This is a genomic window from Senegalimassilia faecalis (assembly GCF_004135645.1).
Lineage (GTDB): Bacteria > Actinomycetota > Coriobacteriia > Coriobacteriales > Eggerthellaceae > Senegalimassilia > Senegalimassilia faecalis.
Window position 1 is genome coordinate 258,179 of sequence record NZ_SDPW01000001.1, and the last position, 19,421, is coordinate 277,599.

Consider the following 19,421-nt stretch of genomic DNA (forward strand, 5'->3'; position numbering starts at 1 on the left):
CCCCTTTCAACGTACGCGCCGCGCGCGTTTGCTTATGGCGGAATTATCGCACACTTCGCCACCCTGCCAACGCCAGCACCAGGCAACGGCACTAATGGGCCGCATCGCCGCACGAACACGGCGGCAACCTCACTGTCAATGCAACGAGGTCAACACATCGAGATGTACCTATCACCGCGATTCACCTTCGCCGTCCGCCTTCCGAAAGCGCGCTCGATTACGTGCCAAGACCTGAAGCCGCTGGCAGCCACGGGGAGACGCTGTGCAATCATCGCCGCCCGGCGGCGGGCGGGCTTGCCAATGTGCGCTAAAATAGACGTTTGCACAACATGAGGTTGTAAGGAAGGAAGCCAGCCGTCATGAACTTGGAAAAGCCCATCGCCTCGCAATGCAACCCGCGCGCGCTTGCGCGTGGGCGTGCCATCGCCGCGTCGGATCGCAACATCCTGACCAAGCAGGTGCGCTACGACGCCGACGAGTCCATCATCAGCGCGTTCGTTGCCTCAAGCAGCGGATGGGACGACCGCTACCGCACGTCGGTGACGCTCGACGAGGATGCCGGCGACGTGGTGGACTACTCGTGCACGTGCCCGGCGTTTCGCGAATACAACGGCATGTGCAAGCACTGCGTGGCGCTGGCGTTGACGTTTTCGGAGCGCCCCGACACGTTCATGGGCTACCAGGCGCACCGCACCGCGCAGTCGTCGGCGTGCATCGCCGAGTTCATGAAGCGCACCGAAGCGCTTGACGCCGAGGACACGCCCGCCGGCTCGGTGCGCCTGCACGCCGAGCTGTCGTTCGGCTACGGCCTGTGGTCGGCGGCGTTTCGCATCTCGGGGCCGGCGGGCACGCCGTATGTGGTGAAGTCGCTCAGCGAGTTCGCCGAGCGCATGCGCCGCGGCGAAGCGTACGCTTACGGCAAGAAGCTGTCGTTCACGCACGCCCCCGCCCTGTTCGACGACCGCTCGCGCGCCGTGGCGCAGTTCATCGAGCGCGCGTGCTCCATGCGCGAGGCGGCCGACGACGGCCCGGCATGGCTGCGCCGCCAAACGGCCCAGGTGGGACGCACGCTGCAGCTTTCGGAAGCCGAAGCGGTGGAGCTGCTCGACCTGCTTGAGGGCGACGTGTTCTCTATCCACGGCGCCGATTTCGCCACGCCAACGGTTGAGCGCGTACGCGTGGTGCGCGAGGACCCCGCCATCTCGCTGGGCCTTGCGCGCGCCGAGCACGGCTGGACCATCGAGCGCGGCGAGCGCATCCGCATCGCCGAGCAGGCGGGGCAGCTGTACGTGTGGCTTGGCAACGACGTGGTGCACCGCTGCTCGGCGGCGTTCGCGCGCTGCGCCGACTTTTTGCGCACCGTGTATGACAGCGACGAGAACACCCTGTTCATTGCCGACGGGGACATGCCGCTGTTCTGCGCGGCGGCGCTGCCGCTTATCGAATCGCAAATGCAGGTCAGCGCGCCGGACGAGATAAACGCCTATCGCCCCGTTCCCTGCAAGCTGGAGTTCTACTTCGACAAATCGGCGAAGCACGTGCACATCGGCGCGCAGGCCGTGTACGACCAGCACCGCTTCGCGCTGCGCGGGCAGGTGCCGAAGGCGGCCGAAGGCGATAAACCCACAGGACCGGCGCCGCTGCGCAACCAGCGCGTTGAGGCGAAGGCATCCGCGCTTATCGAGCGCTTCTTCGGCCCCGAGAGCGCATCCATCGCGCTGTCCGAGGAAGACGCCGTGGCCCGCCTGGTGTTCACAGGGCTTTCCGAGTTCCGCACGCTGGGCGACGTGTTCACCACGCCGGCGTTCGACAGGCTTATCAAAGACGAGAAGCCGCGGTTGAGCCTGGGCGTGTCGCTGTCGGGCAACCTTATCAACCTGACGGTGGATGCCGGCGACTTGGCGCCTGTCGAGCTTGCGGCTATGCTGGCCAGCTACCGAAAGAAAAAGCGCTACCACCGCTTGCGCGGCGGCGCGTTCGTGGACCTGGAGGACTTCGACCTGTCGCAGCTTGACCGGCTGGCGTCCGATCTGGGCATCACGCAGAAAGAGCTTGCAAGCGGCGTGGTGGAGCTGCCGTCGTTTCGCGCGTTTTACCTGGACGAGGAGCAAAACCTTGACCGCGACCGCAGCTTCGCGCAGTACCTGGAAAACTTCCATCGCGTGAACGAGACGAACTACAGCGTTCCCGAAGGGCTGACGGCCACGCTGCGCCCCTACCAGGTGGAGGGCTTCCGCTGGCTTTCGGCGCGCGTGGACGCAGGGTTCGGCGGCATCCTGGCCGACGAGATGGGCCTGGGCAAATCCGTGCAGCTTATCAGCTTGCTGGTAGCGCGGGCGCAGGAGGCGCGCGGCGTGGGGCCCAGCTTGATCGTGTGCCCTTCGTCGCTGGTGTACAACTGGCTGGCCGAGTTCGAGCGGTTCGCGCCGGGGCTTTCCGTTGCCGCCGTGGTGGGCAACGCCGCCGAGCGCAAGGTTATCCGCGGCCGGGCGTTTTCCGCGTACGACGCGCAGCTGGCCGCCGCTGCAGGCACGGCCGATTCCGGCAGCGCGCCTAATGCCGGTGACCAGCTTTCACCGGTTGATGTGTTGGTGACGTCGTACGACCTCGCGCGCATCGACTCGCCCGATTACGCCGGGCGCGAGTTCTACCTGTGCGCGCTTGACGAGGCGCAATACATCAAGAACCCCGCAACGCTGACCACGCGCGCCATCAAGCGCCTCGGCGCGCGGCACCGCTTCGCGCTGACGGGCACGCCCATGGAGAACCGCCTGTCCGAGCTGTGGAGCATCTTCGACTTTCTGATGCCGGGGCTGCTTGGCCCCTACGCGCGGTTCCGCGAGCGCTTCGAGCTGCCCATCGTCGGCGGCGATGAAGACGTGGCCGCGCGCCTGACGGCAGCAACCGGGCCGTTCATTCTGCGCCGCCAGAAGGCCGACGTGCTGACCGACCTGCCCGACAAGCTGGAAAGCGTGGTGTACGCGCCGCTTGAGGGCCAGCAGCTGAAGCTGTACCGCGCCCACGAGCAACACCTGCGTGAAGAGCTGACGCGCCAGCGCCGCGAGCGCAAGGAGCGCCAGGCCAAGCGCGCAGCCGGCGAGCAGGTGTCCAACGTGGAGGTGCTGGCCGAGCTCATGCGCCTGCGGCAGCTGTGCTGCGACCCGCGCCTGGTGTTCGAGAACTACCGCGGGCACGGCGCAAAGCTCGACGCTATCATGGAGCTGGTGTCCTCGGCGCGCGACGGCGGCGAGAAAACGCTGATATTCAGCCAGTTCACCAGCTTCTTGGAGCTGATCGCGCAGCGCCTTGACGAGGCCGATATCACGTACTACACCATCACGGGCTCCACGCCGAAGAAAGACCGCGTGGACATGGTCAACGAGTTCAACAGTAACGACGTGCCCGTGTTCCTGGTGTCGCTGAAAGCCGGCGGCACGGGGTTGAACCTAACGGGCGCCAGCGTGGTCATCCACGCCGATCCGTGGTGGAACGCCGCCGCGCAGCAGCAGGCCACGGACCGCGCGCACCGCATCGGGCAAACGCGCGTGGTAAGCGTGCAGAAGGTTATCGCGAAAGGCACCATCGAGGAGCGCATCCTGCACCTGCAGGAAGAGAAGAGCAAGCTGGCCGACCAGGTCATCGGCGCGGCGGGCATGTCGCTTGCGAGCTTGAGCACCGACGAGCTCATCGACTTGCTTGGGGAGTAAACGCGGCGTCATCACCGCCTGCCAGCAACAAAAGAGCCGGCCCCACAGGGACCGGCTCTTTTCGCATTCGCCGAACTAGAACTTGCGGAAACGCTGGTAGCGCTGTTCAAGCAGCTCTTGCTCGCTTAAGGCGCACAGCTCGTCAAGAGCTTCGCGCACGTATTCGCTAACGTTTCGCTCGGCCGCCTCGGGGTTCTCGTGCGCCGGGCGCGGACCCTCGGACACCACGTCATCGATGATGCCCAGCTCGCAAGACTCGTGCGCGCTCATCTTCATGACGGCCGCCGCCTCGGGCGCGCGCGTGCGGTCCTTCCACAGGATGGACGCAAACCCTTCAGGCGACAGCACGGAGTACACGGCGTGCTCCTGCATGGCCACGCGGTTGGCAACGGCCAGCGCCAGCGCGCCGCCCGACCCGCCTTCGCCCAAAAGCACGGTAACCACCGGCACCTTCAGGCCGGCCATGGCAACCAGGTTGTCGGCGATGGCGTTGCCCTGCCCACGCTCCTCGGCCTCGGTGCCGCAGAAAGCGCCCTGCGTGTCCACCAAGCACACGATAGGACGGCGGAACTTCTCAGCCTGGCGCATAAGGCGCAGCGCCTTACGATACCCCTCGGGCTGCGGGCAACCGAAATTGCGCGCGATGCGCTGCTTGAGGTCGGCGCCCTTTTCCTGGCCGATAACGGTGACGGCGCGCCCGCCGATCCAGCCGACGCCGCCGATGATGGCGCCGTCGTCGGCGAAGCCGCGATCGCCATGCAGCTCGATGAACCCATCGACCATTGCGTTGATATACGCAACTGACGTGGGACGATGCACGTTGCGCGCCAGCTGCACGCTTTGCCACGCGCGGTTTTCCGCCGACATGGTAACTGCTTCCTGCACGAGCGCGGCGTCGTCGGCGTCAAGCGACGAGTCACCTTCAGCATCGAAGCCGCCCTTCGCGATAGCGCGCTCAACGCGACGGCTGACCGACGTGCGGTTCGCATCCGCACGCAGACCCGCCGGAAGCGCATCGTACAACCGATCGCGCACGCGCCCTTTGGCCACGCACGCGGGTTCAGGCTTCAAATCGGTATACATCACGGTGTTGTACGTGCCGGTGCCAGCTTGAAGGTTGTCGCACACGGCCTGATAGCTGACAAGGATGTCGCGGTCGCCGGCGTTGTGCGCCGCGCCCGTGGCCTGCTTCGATGTGGACAGATGCAGCGCCAGCAGATGCGCAAGCGTGGCGCGCAAATCCGGGCGCGGCACGATGGCGTCGATAAGCCCGTGCTCAAGCGCGAACTCCGCCGTCTGGAACCCTTCGGGAAGCTCTTGGCGAATGGTGTCGCGGATGACGCGTTGGCCGGCAAACCCGATAAGCGCGTGCGGCTCGGCCAAGATGATGTCGCCGTCCATGGCAAACGAAGCCGTCACGCCGCCGGTGGTGGGATCGGTAAGCACCGAGATATACGGCAGATGCACCTCGGCGTGGCGCTGGATAGCGCACGACGTCTTCGCCATCTGCATAAGCGACACAAGGCCCTCTTGCATGCGCGCGCCGCCCGAAGCGGTGAAGATGACGACGGGCAGGTGCAGGCGCGTGGCGCGCTCGAACAGGCGCGTGACCTTCTCGCCCACCACGTTGCCCATAGAGCCCATGAAAAACGTTGACTCCATGATGCCGATGGCCAGGCGCAGGCCCGCGATGCAGCCCTCACCCGTGCGCACGCCTTCCTCAAGGCCCGATTTTTCGCGCTGGGCAGCAAGTTTGTCCAGGTAACCCGGGAAATTCAGCGGGTCGGTTTCCTGAAGCCCCTCGTCCCACTCGATGAACGATCCGTCGTCAAGCAGATTGTCGATGCGCTCCGACGACGTCATGCGCAGGTATCCGCCGCAATTCGGGCAGGCGAAGTGCGAAGCGGCCAAACTGGTGCTGTCGAACTTCATGCCGCACTTCGGACACGTCCGCCACGTGCCGCACACGTTTGCCGGCTTGTCCGTGGCGCAAAGCACCCAGCCGAACTGCGGCGAATTGCCCAGCGGGCGAAACACGCGGATGTCATCGGCCGCGGCGCGCGCCAAAAACGTGTCAACCTCGGCAAGCGCCAGAGATTCCTCGCCCAGCAATACCACCGCAGCGCCGCAAGCGCGGGCAGCCTCAAGCACGGCATAGCCGTTGGCAAACAGCGCGTCGCCGCCTTTGCCGGGCAGGCACGCGCGCACATCGGCAGCGCGCAGGTACGCATCGCCGGCACGCTCCTCGGTGTAGGCCGCCGCGGCCACCATGCCGGCATCTTGCACCGCAAGCAGGATCTTCTTCACGGCACGGCCACGGGAAACCACCAGCGCCACAGGCGCATCGGCGGCTTCTTCACGCACGGGCGAAACCACTTCGGCGGCGTCCACATACGTGGACATGTCCGCAGCGTCCAGCGCATTCGGAGCAACGGCAGACTGGGCGCGCGCCTCCACGGCGATGCGCGTCAAACGGTACGCAACAGCCGCATCGTGCGGTTGCGCGCCGCTGCCATCTGTGCGCGAATTGACGAACGAGCCCTCGCTATCGAACGTGATGTACCCTGTTTTCGTGCGTTTCATGATCAAATCCTTCAAGGCGGCATGCCCGCCCGTTACCTGCTATTGCTCGGCTTTCGCCATGACGTATTTCTGCGTGGCCGTGGCCGCAACCTTATCGCCCACGAGCGCCTCCACGTCGGCGACCACCATGCGCGACGAGTTGCGCGTAATGGTTGCCTTCAGCGTCAGCGTGTCGCCCGGCTGCACCTGGTTGCGGAACTTCGCCTTGTCGATGCCGGCGAAAAATCCCAGCACGCCGGGCTCGTCGCGACCCACCAGCGCGCAAAACGACGCCGTCTGCGCCAGCGCCTCCATGATGATGACGCCGGGCAGCACCGGATGGCCGGGGAAATGGCCGGCGAACAGCGGCAGCTTAGGGTCAACGTCAAGCTCGGCCGTAATGGAAACGCCCGGCTCGCACGCAACCACGCGGCTCACCCACACAAATGGATCGCGATGCGGCAGCACCTGCTCGATAACATCGCGCCCACAAGGATAAGAAATGTCCAACATAGAAGAATTCCTAACCAACAAAATCCCAGGTCAAATACCTGAGAAGAACCATCGCTTAACCCGCAACCTCGAATGTACGACCCCCAGGTCGCACCAAAGTCAGCGAGGGTGCCTGCAGTGCCCTAGATTGTGGGGAACGCAAGGGCGCCGCGTACTTTGGTACGCAAGCCCTTGGGTTCGCCGCAAGCTGGGGTGCTGCAGGCGGCCACAGCGTCGAGTAGGTCCGGCTGCCGACAGGCAGACGGAACCACCTAGAACGGCGAAACAGCAAGAACGGCGTTGTGGCCGCCGAAGCCGAGCGAGTTCGACAGCGCTACTTTCTGAGGGTAGTTCTGCAGCGGCTCGGACACCACGTTCACGGGGCACTCGGGGTCGGGCTGGGCAAAACCTGCCGTGGGCGGCACGCACTGATTGGCCACCGAAAGCGCGGTGACCACGGCCTCAACCGCGCCGGCGACACCCAGCGTGTGGCCCAGCGAGCCCTTCACCGACGTGATGGGAATCTTGCGCCCCAGCTCATCGCCAGCAAGCGCGATGAGCGCCGCAGCCTCGGTGGCGTCGTTGGCATGCGTGGACGTGCCATGCGCGTTCACGTGCCCCAGGTCGGCCACGGTGAAACCGCCCTCGTCAAGCGCCTGCTGCATGGCGCGCTGGATGCCCTCGCCAGTGGGGTTCGGCGCCGTCATGTGGTAAGCGTCGCCCGTCGAGCCGAAACCGGTGATCTCGGCGATGGGCTTCGCACCGCGCGCCAGCGCATGCTCCAGCGATTCCAGCACCAGCACCGCGCCGCCTTCGCCCGCCACGAAACCGCTGCGGCGCACGTCGAACGGCATGGACGCCGCCTGCGGGTCCTCGGCATGCGTCAGAGCACCAAGGTTCGTGAAGCCCGCGATGCAGATGGGGTTCACCGATTCCTCGGAGCCGCCGGCAAGCGCCAGGTCGCAATAGCCGTGGCGGATGGAGCGCACGGCCGAGCCGATGTTGTGCGCGCCGGTGGCACACGCGGTGGACACGTCGATGCACTCGCCGCGCATGCCGTAGCGGATGGCGATGTGGCCGGCGGCCATGTTGCCGATCATCGTGGGGATGAACAGCGGGTTCACGCGCTTAGGACCCTTCTCGTCAAGCGTGCGGAAACCCTTTTGCAGCTCGTCGATGCCGCCGATGCCCGCGCCGAACACCACCGCGGCGCGCGTGGGGTCCTCGTCGTCCATGTTGACGCCCGCCTGCGCCATGGCCTCGTCGGCGGCGATGAGCGCGTACTGCACGAAGCGCTCGAAGCGGCGCGCCTCCTTCTTCGTCAAGCCATATTCCGTGGCGTCGAAATCGGGCACCTCGGCCGCGATGCGCACCTCGTAGTCGCTTGCATCGAAGTGCGTGATGGGGCGCACGCAGCAGCGCTTGCCCATGACGGCATCCCACAGCGCCTGAACGCCCACGCCCGCCGGCGTGACGGCGCCCATGCCCGTGATGACGACGCGGTGCGTGCCGTCCGCGCGCCTGACTTGCGTGTTCGCTACCTGCTCGCTCATAGTGCCAAACCTCCGTCAACACAAATGACCTGGCCGGTAATGTAGCCGGCCTCTTCGCTTGCCAAAAAACGCACCAGGTGCGCCACATCGGCCGCCCGCCCGAAGCGCTTGAGCGGAATCTGCGCGCCGATGGCCTCGCGCTGCTTTTCGGACAGCGCGTCGGTCATGTCCGTGGCAATGAACCCGGGGGCCACGGCATTCGCCGTGACGCCGCGCGCCGCCAGCTCGCGCGCGATGGTCTTCGTCAGCCCGATGACGCCGGCCTTCGAAGCCGCATAGTTCACCTGGCCGGCGTTGCCGCCGATGCCCGAGATGCTGCTCATGTTGATGATGCGCCCATAGCGCTGCTTCATCATGATCTGGCCCGCGGCCTTGCAGCACAAAAACGTGCCTTTGAGGTTCACGTTGATGACGTTGTCGAAGTCTTCCTCCTTCATGCGCACCATCAGCCCGTCGTGGGTGATGCCGGCATTGTTCACCAGCACGTCAAGGCGGCCAAACGCCTTATGAGCCACGGAAACCAGCGCGCTGGCCTCATCGGCATTGCCCACGCTGGCCGCCACGGCAAGCGTCTGCACGCCGTATCGCGCCGCAAGCGCATCGGCGTGTTCCTGCAGCGCGGCAAGGCCGCGTTCGCTAGAGCAGTTCAGGCACACGTTGTAGCCGGCCTGCGCAAGCTCGCTGGCAACAGCCAGCCCGATGCCGCGCGAAGAGCCGGTGACCAGCGCGCTTTTGCGCTGGGTATCGTTCGTTTCGCTCATGGGTTACTCCTCATCGGTTGCGCAGCGCGCAACGAAAGACTCGAATGATTCGGCGTCCTGCACGCAGGCGCGCGCGGCGGTGCGATCGATGCGCTTGACCAGGTTCGTCAGCACGCCGCCGAAGCCAACCTCCACGAACGCGGTTTCGCCCTGCGCCACAAGCGCTTGGACGCTTTGCTGAAAACGCACGGGGTGCGTGAGGTGGCGCACCAGGTGCTCGCGCGCATCGGCAGCGCGAAGCGGGCTGGCGTCGGTATTGCAGATAAGCGGCACGGAAGGCTCGGCGAACGCGACGTTGGCCAGGTACGCGTCAAGGCCCTCGGCCGCAGATTGCATAAGCGGGCTGTGGAAGGCGCCGGACGTGGCAAGGCGCGAGAAGCGCTTGCCCGCCACCGCCCACGCGGCCTCAGCGCGCTCCACCGCCGCAACTTCGCCGGAAACAACAATCTGACCAGGGGCGTTGAAGTTCGCCGGCACCAGCACCTGACCTTCGGCGCACGATTGGCACACCTCGGTCACGCTTTGCTCGTCGGCTTTCAGAAACGCGCTCATCACGCCGGGGTGCTGCTCGGCGGCTTCGGCCATAAGGCGCGCACGCTCGGCAACGAAGGCAAACGTGTCGGCATCGGAAAGCATGCCGGAGACGGCAAGCGCGCTGACCTGGCCAAGCGAGAAGCCCAGCACGGCGGAAGGCCGCGCGCCGCGCGCTTCAAGCGCATGCGCGATGCCCACGGACAACGCGCACATAGCCGGTTGGGCGAAGCGCGTATCGTTGAGCTTTTCAGCCGGGGCGTTCAGCATGACGTCGGCCACGTCATAGCCCAGCACATCGGATGCGCACGCCAGCGTTTGCGCCACTTCCGTGACTTCCATAAGCGAAGCGCCCATGCCGGGCTTTTGCGCGCCCTGGCCGGAGAACAAAAAGACGGGATTCACGTTCACGCCCCCTTTATGCGCGCTGCGCGTTGGCGTCGGCCGCTTGCTGCAAGTCGCGTGCGCCGCGAGAGAGCGCCTGCTCCATCAGCTCGTCGATGACCTGGCGCGCCGTCTTGCGCTCGTGCACTAAGGCCGCCACCTGGCCCGCCATCATGGAACCGTTGTCAACATCGCCCTCCACGGCACGGCGAAGGCTGCCGGCGTACATGGCCTCAAGCTCGTCGCCGTTTTTCGCCATGTCGGCCTCAAGCTTGCGCACGTTGCGCGCGAACTTGTTCTTCAGGCAGCGCACCGGATGCCCGCTGCCGCGGCCGGTGACGATGGTGTCAGAATCCTTCGCGGCCAGCACGCGCTCTTTGTAGGCGTCGGCCACCGTGCACTCCTCCACCGTCAGAAAGCGCGTGCCCATCTGGACGCCCTCGGCGCCCAGCGCGAACGCGGCCGCGATGCCGCGCCCATCGGCAATGCCGCCGGCAGCGATGACGGGGATGGACACCGTGTCGCACACCGCCGGCACCAGCGCCATGGTGGTGAGCTCGCCCACATGCCCGCCGCTTTCGGTGCCTTCGGCGACCACGGCATCGGCGCCAAGGCGCTCCATGCGGCGCGCAAGCGCGGTGGTGGCAACTACGGGGATCACCTTGATGCCGGCCTCTTTCCACATGTCCATGTAGTTGGCGGGGCTGCCGGCGCCCGTGGTGACCACGTCGATTTTCAGGTCCACCAGCAGGCGCGCCAACTCGGCGGCGTTGGGATCCATGAGCATGACGTTCGCGCCGAGGGGCTTGTCCGTGACGGCGCGGGCGGCGCGCACCTGCTCCTCGACCCACGACAGCGGAGCGCCGCCGCACGCGATGATGCCAAGCCCGCCCGCCTCGCTGACGGCGCCGGCCAAGCTGGCGTCGGCGATGCGCGCCATAGCACCCTGGATGATGGGCACCTCGATGCCCAGAAGTTCGGTGATGCGAGTATTCATTTCTGTTTTGTTCCTCTTCTTGCGCGGTGCAGACAGCGCACAACATGCGCCCGATTTTCGTACCCGAGTATGTTAGTCCAACGTCGCGACCATGCAACCCGCCGCCACAGCGTTTCACGTTATCTGCGCGTTGCGTTCAAACCCCACACGCATTTGACGTGCGGTTATGAATGCATGAAGATTCACCTGCGTAGTAAAAGAGCCCGATAGCTGAAGAAGGCGTCACTTTTCCAAGCGAAAGTCAAGGCGGCCCGCTTTCGCATCGGCAGCGACCAAAACCACGCGCACGCGCTGCCCCAGACGGAACACTTTGCCGCTGTCCTGCCCCACCAGCTGATAGCGCACCGCATCGCACGCGAAGTACTCGTCGCCCAGATAACGCGCCGCCACCATGCCCTCGGCGGTGTTGTCCAGGCTGACGTACATGCCATACGACGCCACGCCCGACACGGTGGCGTCGAACGCCTCGCCGAGAAAGCCCGCCATGTACTCGATGAGCTTGAGCTCCTGCGACTGGCGCGCCGTCTTCTCGGCAACGCGCTCCATGTCCGAGGCGTGCTCGGCTATCCACGGCAGCGCCGCCACTTCCTGCTCGAATTTTTGCGGGCGCCGCGTCAGCTGCGCGCGTAGCATGCGGTGCACCACCAGGTCGGGATAGCGGCGAATGGGGCTGGTGAAGTGCGTATACGCTTCGCTGGCCAAGCCGAAGTGGCCGTCGCACGTAGGCTTGTACGCGGCGCGCTTCATGGCGCGCAACACCAGCGTCTGCACCAAGTTGCCCTCGAGGCGGCCCTGCGATTCGGAAAGCACGCGCGCGATGGCGTGCGCATCGCCCGCCACGAACCGCTCGGGGCTGATACGAGAGAACCAGCTGAACTCCTGCAGCACGGGAAGCAGCGCCGCCAAGCTATCGGGCGAAGGCTTCTCGTGCACGCGGTACAGCGCAGGGAAACCGCGCTCGCTTAGGTGCTGGGCCACCACCTCGTTCGCCAGGATCATGGCCTCTTCCACCAGCGAAGTTGCCTCGGTTTTGCGGCGCAGGTCAACGCGCACGGGCTTGCCGTCGTCGTCAAGCGCCACGCGGGCTTCCGGGAAGTCGAAATCGAGGCCACCAGCTGCCTGACGCGCTGCGATACGCGCTTTGGCGAACTGCGACAGGAACCGCACGCGCTGCATGATGTCGTCGGGAAGGGCGGCATCGCCGTCAAGCGCCTGCTGCACCTGCCCGTACGTCAGCCGCGCCTGCGAGCGCATAAGCGCCGGGTAGATGTCGTAGCCGACGGCCTTCCAGTCCTGGTCAAGGTACACGTCGCACGTCATGCATCGGCGCGTTTCGTTCGGGTTGAGCGAGCACAGGCCGTTCGAAAGCTGCTCGGGAAGCATGGGGATGACGCGGTCGACCAGATACACGCTGGTGGCGCGGCGGCGAGCGTCAAGATCAAGCGAACTGTTCCACGGCACGTAGTACGACACATCGGCGATGTGCACGCCAAGGCGCCACACGGCACCGTCGCGCAGGAAATCCTGCGCCGGGTCAAGCGAAAGCGCATCGTCGAAGTCTCGCGCATCGGCCGGGTCGATGGTGAACACGCAGCGGTCGCGCACGTCGCGATACCCTGCGGCAAGCGCGCCCACCTCGTCAAGCTGGGCCGCCTGCGCCTCGGCGAGCGCGCCTTCCGAGAACACGGTTTCCAGCTTGTTGCGCGCAACGATGGCGTCAACGGAAATGGTAGCTTCCTCGGCGGTGCCCAGCACCTCTTCGATAACGCCGCACGCTGCTTCGTGGCGCGAAGGGTACGCCGTCATGCGCACGCGCACGAGCGCCCCATCGGGCACATCGGGGAAATCGGCGCGCATGGTGAAAATGTCATAGGAGATGTTGCGGTCTTCAGGCACCACCACGCCGAACGGTTCGGCCACCTCATAGCGGCCCACCACCGTATCGTGCGCGCGGTCGATGACGCGCAGAATGCGTGCAGCGAGGCGCTCTTCGGCAGCGCCTTTCTGCGCACCGTGCGCCGGCAGCGGCGCAATTTCCACCAGATCGCCGTCGAACGCTCCTGCCATCTTCGATTCGGGAATGAAGTATTCGCCTTCGGCCGTACGCACGAAACCGAACGTGCCGCCGTGCACCGTCAGCACGCCATGCGGGTTTGCGCGAGGTCGGCGGCGCGTATGCTTGCGCGTGCGCCCCATCTATTCACGCACCATTGACTGCGCCATTTCCAGCGCGAACGACTTCTGGTTGTCTTCGTCGCTTGACAAGGCAATGGCCACGTCAGGGTTGATGCCCAGGCCGTCGATGTCGTGGCCCAGCGGACTTTTGTAGTATGCCGCGGTGTAACGAAGCGCGCCGCCAAACGACAAATCATGCGTCACCTGCACCGAGCCTTTGCCCAACGTGGTGGCGCCCACCAGCGTAGCGCGCTGGTTGTCCTGCAGCGATGCAGCAATAACCTCAGCAGCAGAAGACGTGTTGCCGTTCACCAACACCACCAGCGGCTTGTCGGTCAGCACCGAGCCCGTAGCGTTTTTCGTGGTCTCGTCAGCGCCCGTGGTGACGATGCGCACGATGGTGCCGCTTTTCACGAAGTAGCTGGAAATGTCCACGGCTTGCGTCAGATAACCGCCGGGGTTGTCGCGCAAGTCAAGCACATAGGCCTGCGCACCCCGCGCGTCCAAGTCGGAGATGGCCTGGCGCACCAGATCGGCCGAGTTCTGCGAAATCTGCCGCAGCTGAATGTAGCCCACCGAATCGGAAAGCTCGGTGGTGACGTTTTTCACGGTAGAGGACGTAACGGTAAGGGTGGTGGTGAATTCCGTGCCCGTTGCATCGTCAAGCGACGCGCCGCGGCGCCACGTGATAACCACCTGCGAACCTTCATCGCGTTTAAGCGCAGCCGTGACCTCGGACGTTGACCACGCGTGGCTGCGATCGCCGTCGATGGCAACCACCACATCGCCCGAACGCACGTCGGCCGCTTGCGCATCGGAGCCTTCGAAGACGTCCACGGCATAGGCGTTGCCGTTGTATTCGTTGAACAGCACGCCCACCCCGTCGCCCGAAGACGCAGCATCCTGGTTGGAGTTCATGGCCGTGCGGCGGCTGGCGTCGTAATAGCGCAGGTACGGGTCCTGCGTAGACAGCGCGAACGCATCGAGCATCTTCGTGGTGGCCGTGTCCAAATCGTACGAATCCAGGCTGTCGTTGTTCACGATGCCTTCCACCTCGTCCACACGCGCCGAAAGCGAATTGTACGTAGTGGGCTGCTGCGAGGCCTTCGCCTTCGCATCGGGGCTGCCGGTAAGCTGCGTGAGACCCAGCGAATCGAGCAAATCAACGTTGCCGCGAACGGCGAAGCCGCCGGCAAACGCGGCGGCTACGACGATGATGCACGAAAACACTTTCGCCAACTTTATGTTGCGGGCCCGCGCCTTGCGCGCAGTGGCCGCTATGGATGACTTCTTGTCGAAATGCCTTGGCACGAAAGCTCCTGTTTTACACCTTCAGATAACGACGCATGGCGAATGCGGAACCAAGCAAGCCGATGACCAAGCCAAACACCGCCAGCATCACATAGAACAGCGCGAATGTGCCGGTAGACAGGTCGATGGGCAGCCACGTCAGCGCGTTTTGCAGCTGCGGCAGCGCCAGGTTGCGCAAAAGCTCAAGCGAACCCACGGCAAGCGCCGCGCCGATGATGGCGTGCAAAGCGCCCTCCATCAAAAACGGCCCGCGGATGAACCCGTTCGACGCGCCCACCAAACGCATGATGGCGATTTCCTTGCGGCGAGCAAGAATAGCCAAGCGAATGGTGTTGTTGATGAACACGAGCGCGATGAAGATGAGCAGCGCGATAAGCGCCACGCCGATGACGCGAACATAGCTGGTAAGCTGGAACAGGCGGTCGACCGTCTTCTCGCCGTAACGCAGCGAGTCAGAAGGATCGGACGGGTTGTCGCAGATCTTCTGGAACGTGGTGTTCGCCTCGATCTGGTTGGCAACGTCCTCGACCAGCTGCGGGTCGGACAGCTCGACGTCGATGGAAGCCGGAAGCGGGTTCTGACCGTCAAGCGACTCGGCAATGTCCGAGCTTGAGGACTTCTTGAAGTTCTCAAGCGCCTGATCTTTGTCCGTGAAGCTGACCGAGGAAACGGCGCTCATGGACTGGATGGCCGACTGCAGCGACTGGATATCGGAGCTGGAGGCGTCGTCGGCGATCCACACCGTGATGTTGACCTCTTGCTCGACGGACTTCACCACGTTGTTCACCACAGAGCCGCCCACCAAAAAGATGCCGATGATCAAAAGCGACAGGAAGATGGTGACGATGGAACCAAGCGCCGTGGAAAGGTTGCGCGTGAAGCCGATCAGCGACTCCTTGAGAAAGTAAAAGAAACTAGACATCGAAACCGTACACCCCTCGATCTTGGTCGCGCGTCAGGTTGCCGCGGTCAAGCGCGATGACGCGACGACGCATGTTGTCCACCATTTCGCGGTCGTGCGTTGCAACGACGACGGTGGTGCCGGTGCGGTTAATACGCTCGAGCAGGTCCATGATGCCGCGAGACGTTTGCGGGTCAAGGTTGCCCGTAGGCTCGTCGCAGATAAGGACCGGAGGACGGTTCACGATGGCGCGGGCAATGGACACGCGCTGCTGCTCGCCACCGGAAAGCTGGTCCGGGCGCTTGTTCAACTTGTCCTGCAGGCCTACAAGGCGCAGCACCTCGGGCACCTGCGTTTTGATGACGTGGCGGGATTTGCCGATTACCTCAAGTGCGAACGCAACGTTTTCGAATACCGTTTTGTTCGGCAGCAACTTGAAGTCCTGGAACACGCAGCCGATGTTGCGGCGCAGGTACGGCACGCGCCAATTGCGCATGCTAGCAAGATCCTCATCGGCGATGTAGATGTGGCCCGACGTGGGCTTCACCTCGCGGATGAGCATGCGGATGAACGTGGTTTTACCGGAACCGGAATGGCCCACCAAAAACACGAACTCGCCTGCGTAGATTTGCAGGGAGATATCGTTGAGTGCGGGCTTGTTAGGCTGGGCCGGGTACACCTTCGACACATGATCGAACGTGATAACAGGTGTACCCGACTGCTGCGGAGTATCATCAATTTCAAGCACCGGAAGCGATGCCGACAGCTGCGACGTCACTTGTCGCGCCGGCGCCGCATGCGCTGCTGCGTGCCGCCCAGGGCGCGCAGGAGCACCTTGGCTCATACTATTCGTCACAGTTTGCTCCATTCATGTAGTGATGTACTGAGACGAACAGATTCTAGCAGAACCCCTAGTTGGCCGTGAGCCTTTTCACAGCTTTGACAATCGCCTTCGAATCCAGGCCGAAGTACGCCATAAGCTCTTCGAACTCGCCTGATTTGCCGAAGCGGTCGTTCATGCCGATGAACTGCATGGGAACGGGATGCTCTTCGACCAGCGCCTGCGCCACGGCTGCGCCAAGGCCGCCGTGCACGCTGTGCTCCTCGGCGACCACGACGCGGCCCGTCTTCTTCGCGGAGGCCACGATGGTCTCACGGTCAAGCGGCTTGACAGAGAACGCGTCGATGACCTCGGCGGAAACACCTTCCGCCGCCAGCTCCTCGGCAGCAGCAAGCGCCTGCTCCACTTCCACGCCGCACGCCACGATGGTGACGTCGGTGCCTTCGCGCAGCACGTAGGCGCGGCCGAGCTCCAGCTCAACGCCATCGGCGTACACGGCAGGCACGGAAGCGCGGCCCATGCGCACGTATACCGGCCCCGGCGTTGCAGCGGCCAGGCGCAGCGCGGCGCAAGCGGCGGCGTAGTCGGCCGGCACGAGCACGCGCATGTTCGGCAGGCCGGCCATAAGCGAGATGTCCTCGAGCATCTGGTGGCTGCCGCCGTCGGGGCCTACGGACACGCCGGCGTGCGTGGGGGCAACCTTCACGTTGAGGTTCGAGTAGCACACGGTGTTGCGGATCTGGTCGTAAGCGCGACCGGTGCCGAACACGGCAAAACTGCCGGTAAAGGCAACGTTGCCGCACGTGGCAAGGCCGGCGGCCACGTCGATCATGTTCTGCTCGGCGATGCCGCAGTTGAACAGGCGGTCGGCATAGCCGGCTTCGGCGAACTTCTTCGTGGTGGTGGAGCCGGTCAGGTCGGCATCAACGGCCACCACGGGCACGCCCTGGCCTGCCAGCTCGGCAAGCGTGACGCCATACGCAGCGCGCGTGGCGCGCTTGATGCGGGACTGTTCTTCGTTTGCAAGCTGTACCACGGCTATGCCTCCTTCTTCGCGGCCTCAAGCTCGGCCACGGCCTGCTCGGTTTGCTCAGCGTTGGGGGCTTTGCCGTGCCAACCGGCCTGGTTTTCCATGAACGACACGCCCTTGCCCTTGATGGTGTTCGCCACCAGCACGTGCGGTTTGCCATCCGCAGCCGTCTTCGCAGCGGTAAGCACAGCAACAAGCGCATCGATGTCGTGGCCGTCGACGGTGCTGGCGTTCCAGCCGAACGCGGCGAACTTCGCCACCATGTCGCCCGGGTCGCACACGTCGGCCGTGTCGCCGTCGATCTGCAGGTGGTTGCGGTCGACGATGGCCACCAGGTTATCGAGGCCCTCGTGAGCAGCCCACATGGCGGCCTCCCACACCTGACCTTCTTCGCACTCGCCGTCGCCTAGCAGGCAGAACACGCGCTGCGGCTTGCCGGCCAGCTTCAGGCCGGCAGCGGCGCCGGCAGCGATGGACAGGCCCTGGCCCAGCGAGCCGGTGGAAACCTCGACGCCCGGGCACAGGTTGCAATCAGGATGGCCCTGCAGGCGCGTGCCAAGCTTGCGCAGCGTGGAGAGCTCTTCACGCGGGAAGTAGCCGGCGTGAGCAAGCACGGCGTACAGCGCCGGCGCCGCATGGCCCTTCGCAAGGATGAAGCGGTCGCGACCCTCCCACTTCGGGTCCTCAGGGTTATGGTCCATCACACCGCCGAAATACAGCGCGGTGAGGATATCGGTGCACGAAAGCGACCCACCGGGGTGTCCGCTTCCCGCCTCCGCGATCATGCGCACGATGTCGATGCGCATGTCGCATGCCCGCAGCTCAAGCTCGGTCATTCCATCGTCCTTTCGTCAGTTTGACGTTTTCCTATCAACAGGGAACGCTCTGGCTGCATTTCAGCCGCGTCCCGCTATCGCAATTGCTTGCCGCAGCCCCGCATGGCGGCCGCGGTGCAGCGCTACTCCTCTTGCGTGGAGACGCGCCACTTGTGGTAGCCCACCACGAACTCGTCGATGTCGCCGCCAAGCACCGCGTCGACGTTGCCCGTTTCCACGCCGCTGCGCACATCTTTGACCAGCTGATACGGGAACAGCACGTAGTTGCGAATCTGGCTGCCGAAGCTGTTCTCCATGCGATCGCCGCGCAGCTCGTCGATCTGTTCGCGGCGCTTCTGCTCCTCGATCTCGTACAGCTTGGCTTTCAGCACGCGCAGGGCGGCTTCTTTGTTCTGCAGCTGGGATTTTTCGTTTTGGCACGTCACCACGATGCCCGTGGGCAGGTGCGTGAGGCGAACGGCCGAGTCGGTGGTGTTGACGCACTGCCCGCCCGGTCCGCTTGAACGGTACACGTCGACGCGCACGTCGTTCATGTCAAGGTTGACCTCGATGTCGTCGGGCAGCACCGGCAGCACCTCAACCGCGGCGAACGTAGTGTGGCGCCGCTGCTTCACGTCGGTGGGGCTGATGCGCACAAGGCGATGCACGCCGTTCTCGCTGCGCAGCATGCCGTAAGCAAGGCGGCCTTCGATTTGCAGCGTGACCTTGTTCAGACCGACGGCCTCGGCGCCGGGCACCAGGTCAAGCACGCGGACCTTCCAACCTTTCAGATCGGCATAGCGCGTGTACATGTTGTACAACATGTCCGTCCAGTCCTGGGCCTCAAGGCCGCCCTGACCGGGGCTTACGGTCAAAATGCAATCACCAGCGTCGAAGCGGCCCGAGAACCAGCTGGTAATCTCAAGCTGGTCGAGCTTCGCGTCAAGCACCTCAAGCGTGGATTGGACCTCTTCGGCGAACGCCGGGTCCTCGCCCGCCAGCTCATGCGCGGCGCGGGCATCGTCAAGCAAGCCTTGCGCGGCGCGATAATCGTCGATGACGTCGCGCAGCGCGCTGGCTTCCTTCGACACGCTTTGCGCATGCGCGGCATCGTCCCAAAACCCGGGCGCGGCGATCTGCGCATCAAGCGCCACCAGCTGCGCCGTTTTATCGTCGATATGCAAAAACGCGTGCGCGTCGGCGACGCGCTGCGCAATCTGCTCGATATCTTTCAGTTCTTTATCAGCCATAGTTTTTTTATAGTAGCAGCAAAGCGCCCCCACTGCCGAGGGCAGGGCGCAAGAGTGCATAGGTTTTTCGCACATGGCAGAAGGCCAACCCCCTGCCGAAAAGCGCGCGAA

At 64.5% G+C, this 19,421-nt stretch carries 14 protein-coding genes; 1 reads left to right on the forward strand and 13 read right to left on the reverse strand.

What is annotated here, in order from left to right; all coding sequences use genetic code 11:
• Positions 1-359 precede the first annotated feature (359 nt).
• The gene (locus ET524_RS01150) at positions 360-3,707 is read left to right on the forward strand and encodes a DEAD/DEAH box helicase (RefSeq protein ID WP_129422989.1); all 3,348 of its coding nucleotides are present in this window, start codon (positions 360-362) and stop codon (positions 3,705-3,707) included.
• Positions 3,708-3,782: 75 nt separating this feature from the next.
• Here the strand turns inward: ET524_RS01150 and ET524_RS01155 are convergent, their stop codons facing one another.
• From ET524_RS01155 to prfB, 13 genes are all read right to left on the reverse strand, one after another.
• On the reverse strand, positions 3,783-6,290 hold the full coding sequence (locus ET524_RS01155; RefSeq protein WP_129422990.1) for an acetyl-CoA carboxylase carboxyltransferase subunit alpha: 2,508 nt from the start codon (positions 6,288-6,290) through the stop codon (positions 3,783-3,785).
• A gap of 39 nt (positions 6,291-6,329) precedes the next feature.
• A complete protein-coding gene (fabZ, locus tag ET524_RS01160) occupies positions 6,330-6,782 on the reverse strand; it encodes a 3-hydroxyacyl-ACP dehydratase FabZ (protein WP_201738591.1) in 453 nt (150 codons plus the stop codon).
• Between the two features lie 251 nt (positions 6,783-7,033).
• Positions 7,034-8,314, reverse strand: a complete 1,281-nt coding sequence (fabF, locus tag ET524_RS01165; protein WP_129422991.1) for a beta-ketoacyl-ACP synthase II — start codon at positions 8,312-8,314, stop codon at positions 7,034-7,036.
• Entirely contained in the window at positions 8,311-9,075 is a 765-nt protein-coding gene (fabG, locus tag ET524_RS01170) for a 3-oxoacyl-[acyl-carrier-protein] reductase (RefSeq protein WP_129422992.1), read from the reverse strand. The genes fabF and fabG overlap by 4 nt, the downstream gene beginning before the upstream one ends.
• Positions 9,076-9,078: 3 nt before the next feature.
• Complete coding sequence (locus tag ET524_RS01175; protein ID WP_236648225.1) at positions 9,079-10,011, reverse strand: ACP S-malonyltransferase; 933 nt, start codon at positions 10,009-10,011, stop codon at positions 9,079-9,081.
• 13 nt (positions 10,012-10,024) lie between these two features.
• Complete coding sequence (locus ET524_RS01180; protein WP_129422993.1) at positions 10,025-10,987, reverse strand: nitronate monooxygenase; 963 nt, start codon at positions 10,985-10,987, stop codon at positions 10,025-10,027.
• Between the two features lie 222 nt (positions 10,988-11,209).
• Entirely contained in the window at positions 11,210-13,183 is a 1,974-nt protein-coding gene (gene rnr / locus ET524_RS01185) for a ribonuclease R (RefSeq protein WP_129422994.1), read from the reverse strand.
• Positions 13,184-14,473, reverse strand: a complete 1,290-nt coding sequence (locus tag ET524_RS01190) for a S41 family peptidase (RefSeq protein ID WP_129422995.1) — start codon at positions 14,471-14,473, stop codon at positions 13,184-13,186.
• A 13-nt stretch (positions 14,474-14,486) separates the two neighbouring features.
• The gene (gene ftsX / locus ET524_RS01195; RefSeq protein ID WP_129422996.1) at positions 14,487-15,395 is read right to left on the reverse strand and encodes a permease-like cell division protein FtsX; all 909 of its coding nucleotides are present in this window, start codon (positions 15,393-15,395) and stop codon (positions 14,487-14,489) included.
• On the reverse strand, positions 15,388-16,230 hold the full coding sequence (ftsE, locus tag ET524_RS01200; protein WP_129422997.1) for a cell division ATP-binding protein FtsE: 843 nt from the start codon (positions 16,228-16,230) through the stop codon (positions 15,388-15,390). The genes ftsX and ftsE overlap by 8 nt, the downstream gene beginning before the upstream one ends.
• Positions 16,231-16,285: 55 nt before the next feature.
• Complete coding sequence (locus tag ET524_RS01205) at positions 16,286-17,218, reverse strand: transketolase family protein (RefSeq protein WP_201738817.1); 933 nt, start codon at positions 17,216-17,218, stop codon at positions 16,286-16,288.
• A gap of 35 nt (positions 17,219-17,253) precedes the next feature.
• On the reverse strand, positions 17,254-18,081 hold the full coding sequence (locus ET524_RS01210; protein WP_129422999.1) for a transketolase: 828 nt from the start codon (positions 18,079-18,081) through the stop codon (positions 17,254-17,256).
• A 122-nt stretch (positions 18,082-18,203) separates the two neighbouring features.
• The gene (gene prfB, locus ET524_RS01215; RefSeq protein ID WP_129423000.1) at positions 18,204-19,310 is read right to left on the reverse strand and encodes a peptide chain release factor 2; all 1,107 of its coding nucleotides are present in this window, start codon (positions 19,308-19,310) and stop codon (positions 18,204-18,206) included.
• Positions 19,311-19,421: the final 111 nt, after the last annotated feature.

Bases quoted from the DNA above. Each gene is read 5' to 3' on its own strand.
- ftsX (WP_129422996.1), bottom strand. From the start codon at position 15,395: ATGTCTAGTTTCTTTTACTTTCTCAAGGAGTCGCTGATCGGCTTCACG.
- ET524_RS01150 (WP_129422989.1), top strand. From the start codon at position 360: ATGAACTTGGAAAAGCCCATCGCCTCGCAATGCAACCCGCGCGCGCTT.
- fabZ (WP_201738591.1), bottom strand. From the start codon at position 6,782: ATGTTGGACATTTCTTATCCTTGTGGGCGCGATGTTATCGAGCAGGTG.
- ET524_RS01210 (WP_129422999.1), bottom strand. From the start codon at position 18,081: ATGACCGAGCTTGAGCTGCGGGCATGCGACATGCGCATCGACATCGTG.
- rnr (WP_129422994.1), bottom strand. From the start codon at position 13,183: ATGGGGCGCACGCGCAAGCATACGCGCCGCCGACCTCGCGCAAACCCG.
- fabF (WP_129422991.1), bottom strand. From the start codon at position 8,314: ATGAGCGAGCAGGTAGCGAACACGCAAGTCAGGCGCGCGGACGGCACG.
- ET524_RS01180 (WP_129422993.1), bottom strand. From the start codon at position 10,987: ATGAATACTCGCATCACCGAACTTCTGGGCATCGAGGTGCCCATCATC.
- fabG (WP_129422992.1), bottom strand. From the start codon at position 9,075: ATGAGCGAAACGAACGATACCCAGCGCAAAAGCGCGCTGGTCACCGGC.
- prfB (WP_129423000.1), bottom strand. From the start codon at position 19,310: ATGGCTGATAAAGAACTGAAAGATATCGAGCAGATTGCGCAGCGCGTC.
- ET524_RS01155 (WP_129422990.1), bottom strand. From the start codon at position 6,290: ATGAAACGCACGAAAACAGGGTACATCACGTTCGATAGCGAGGGCTCG.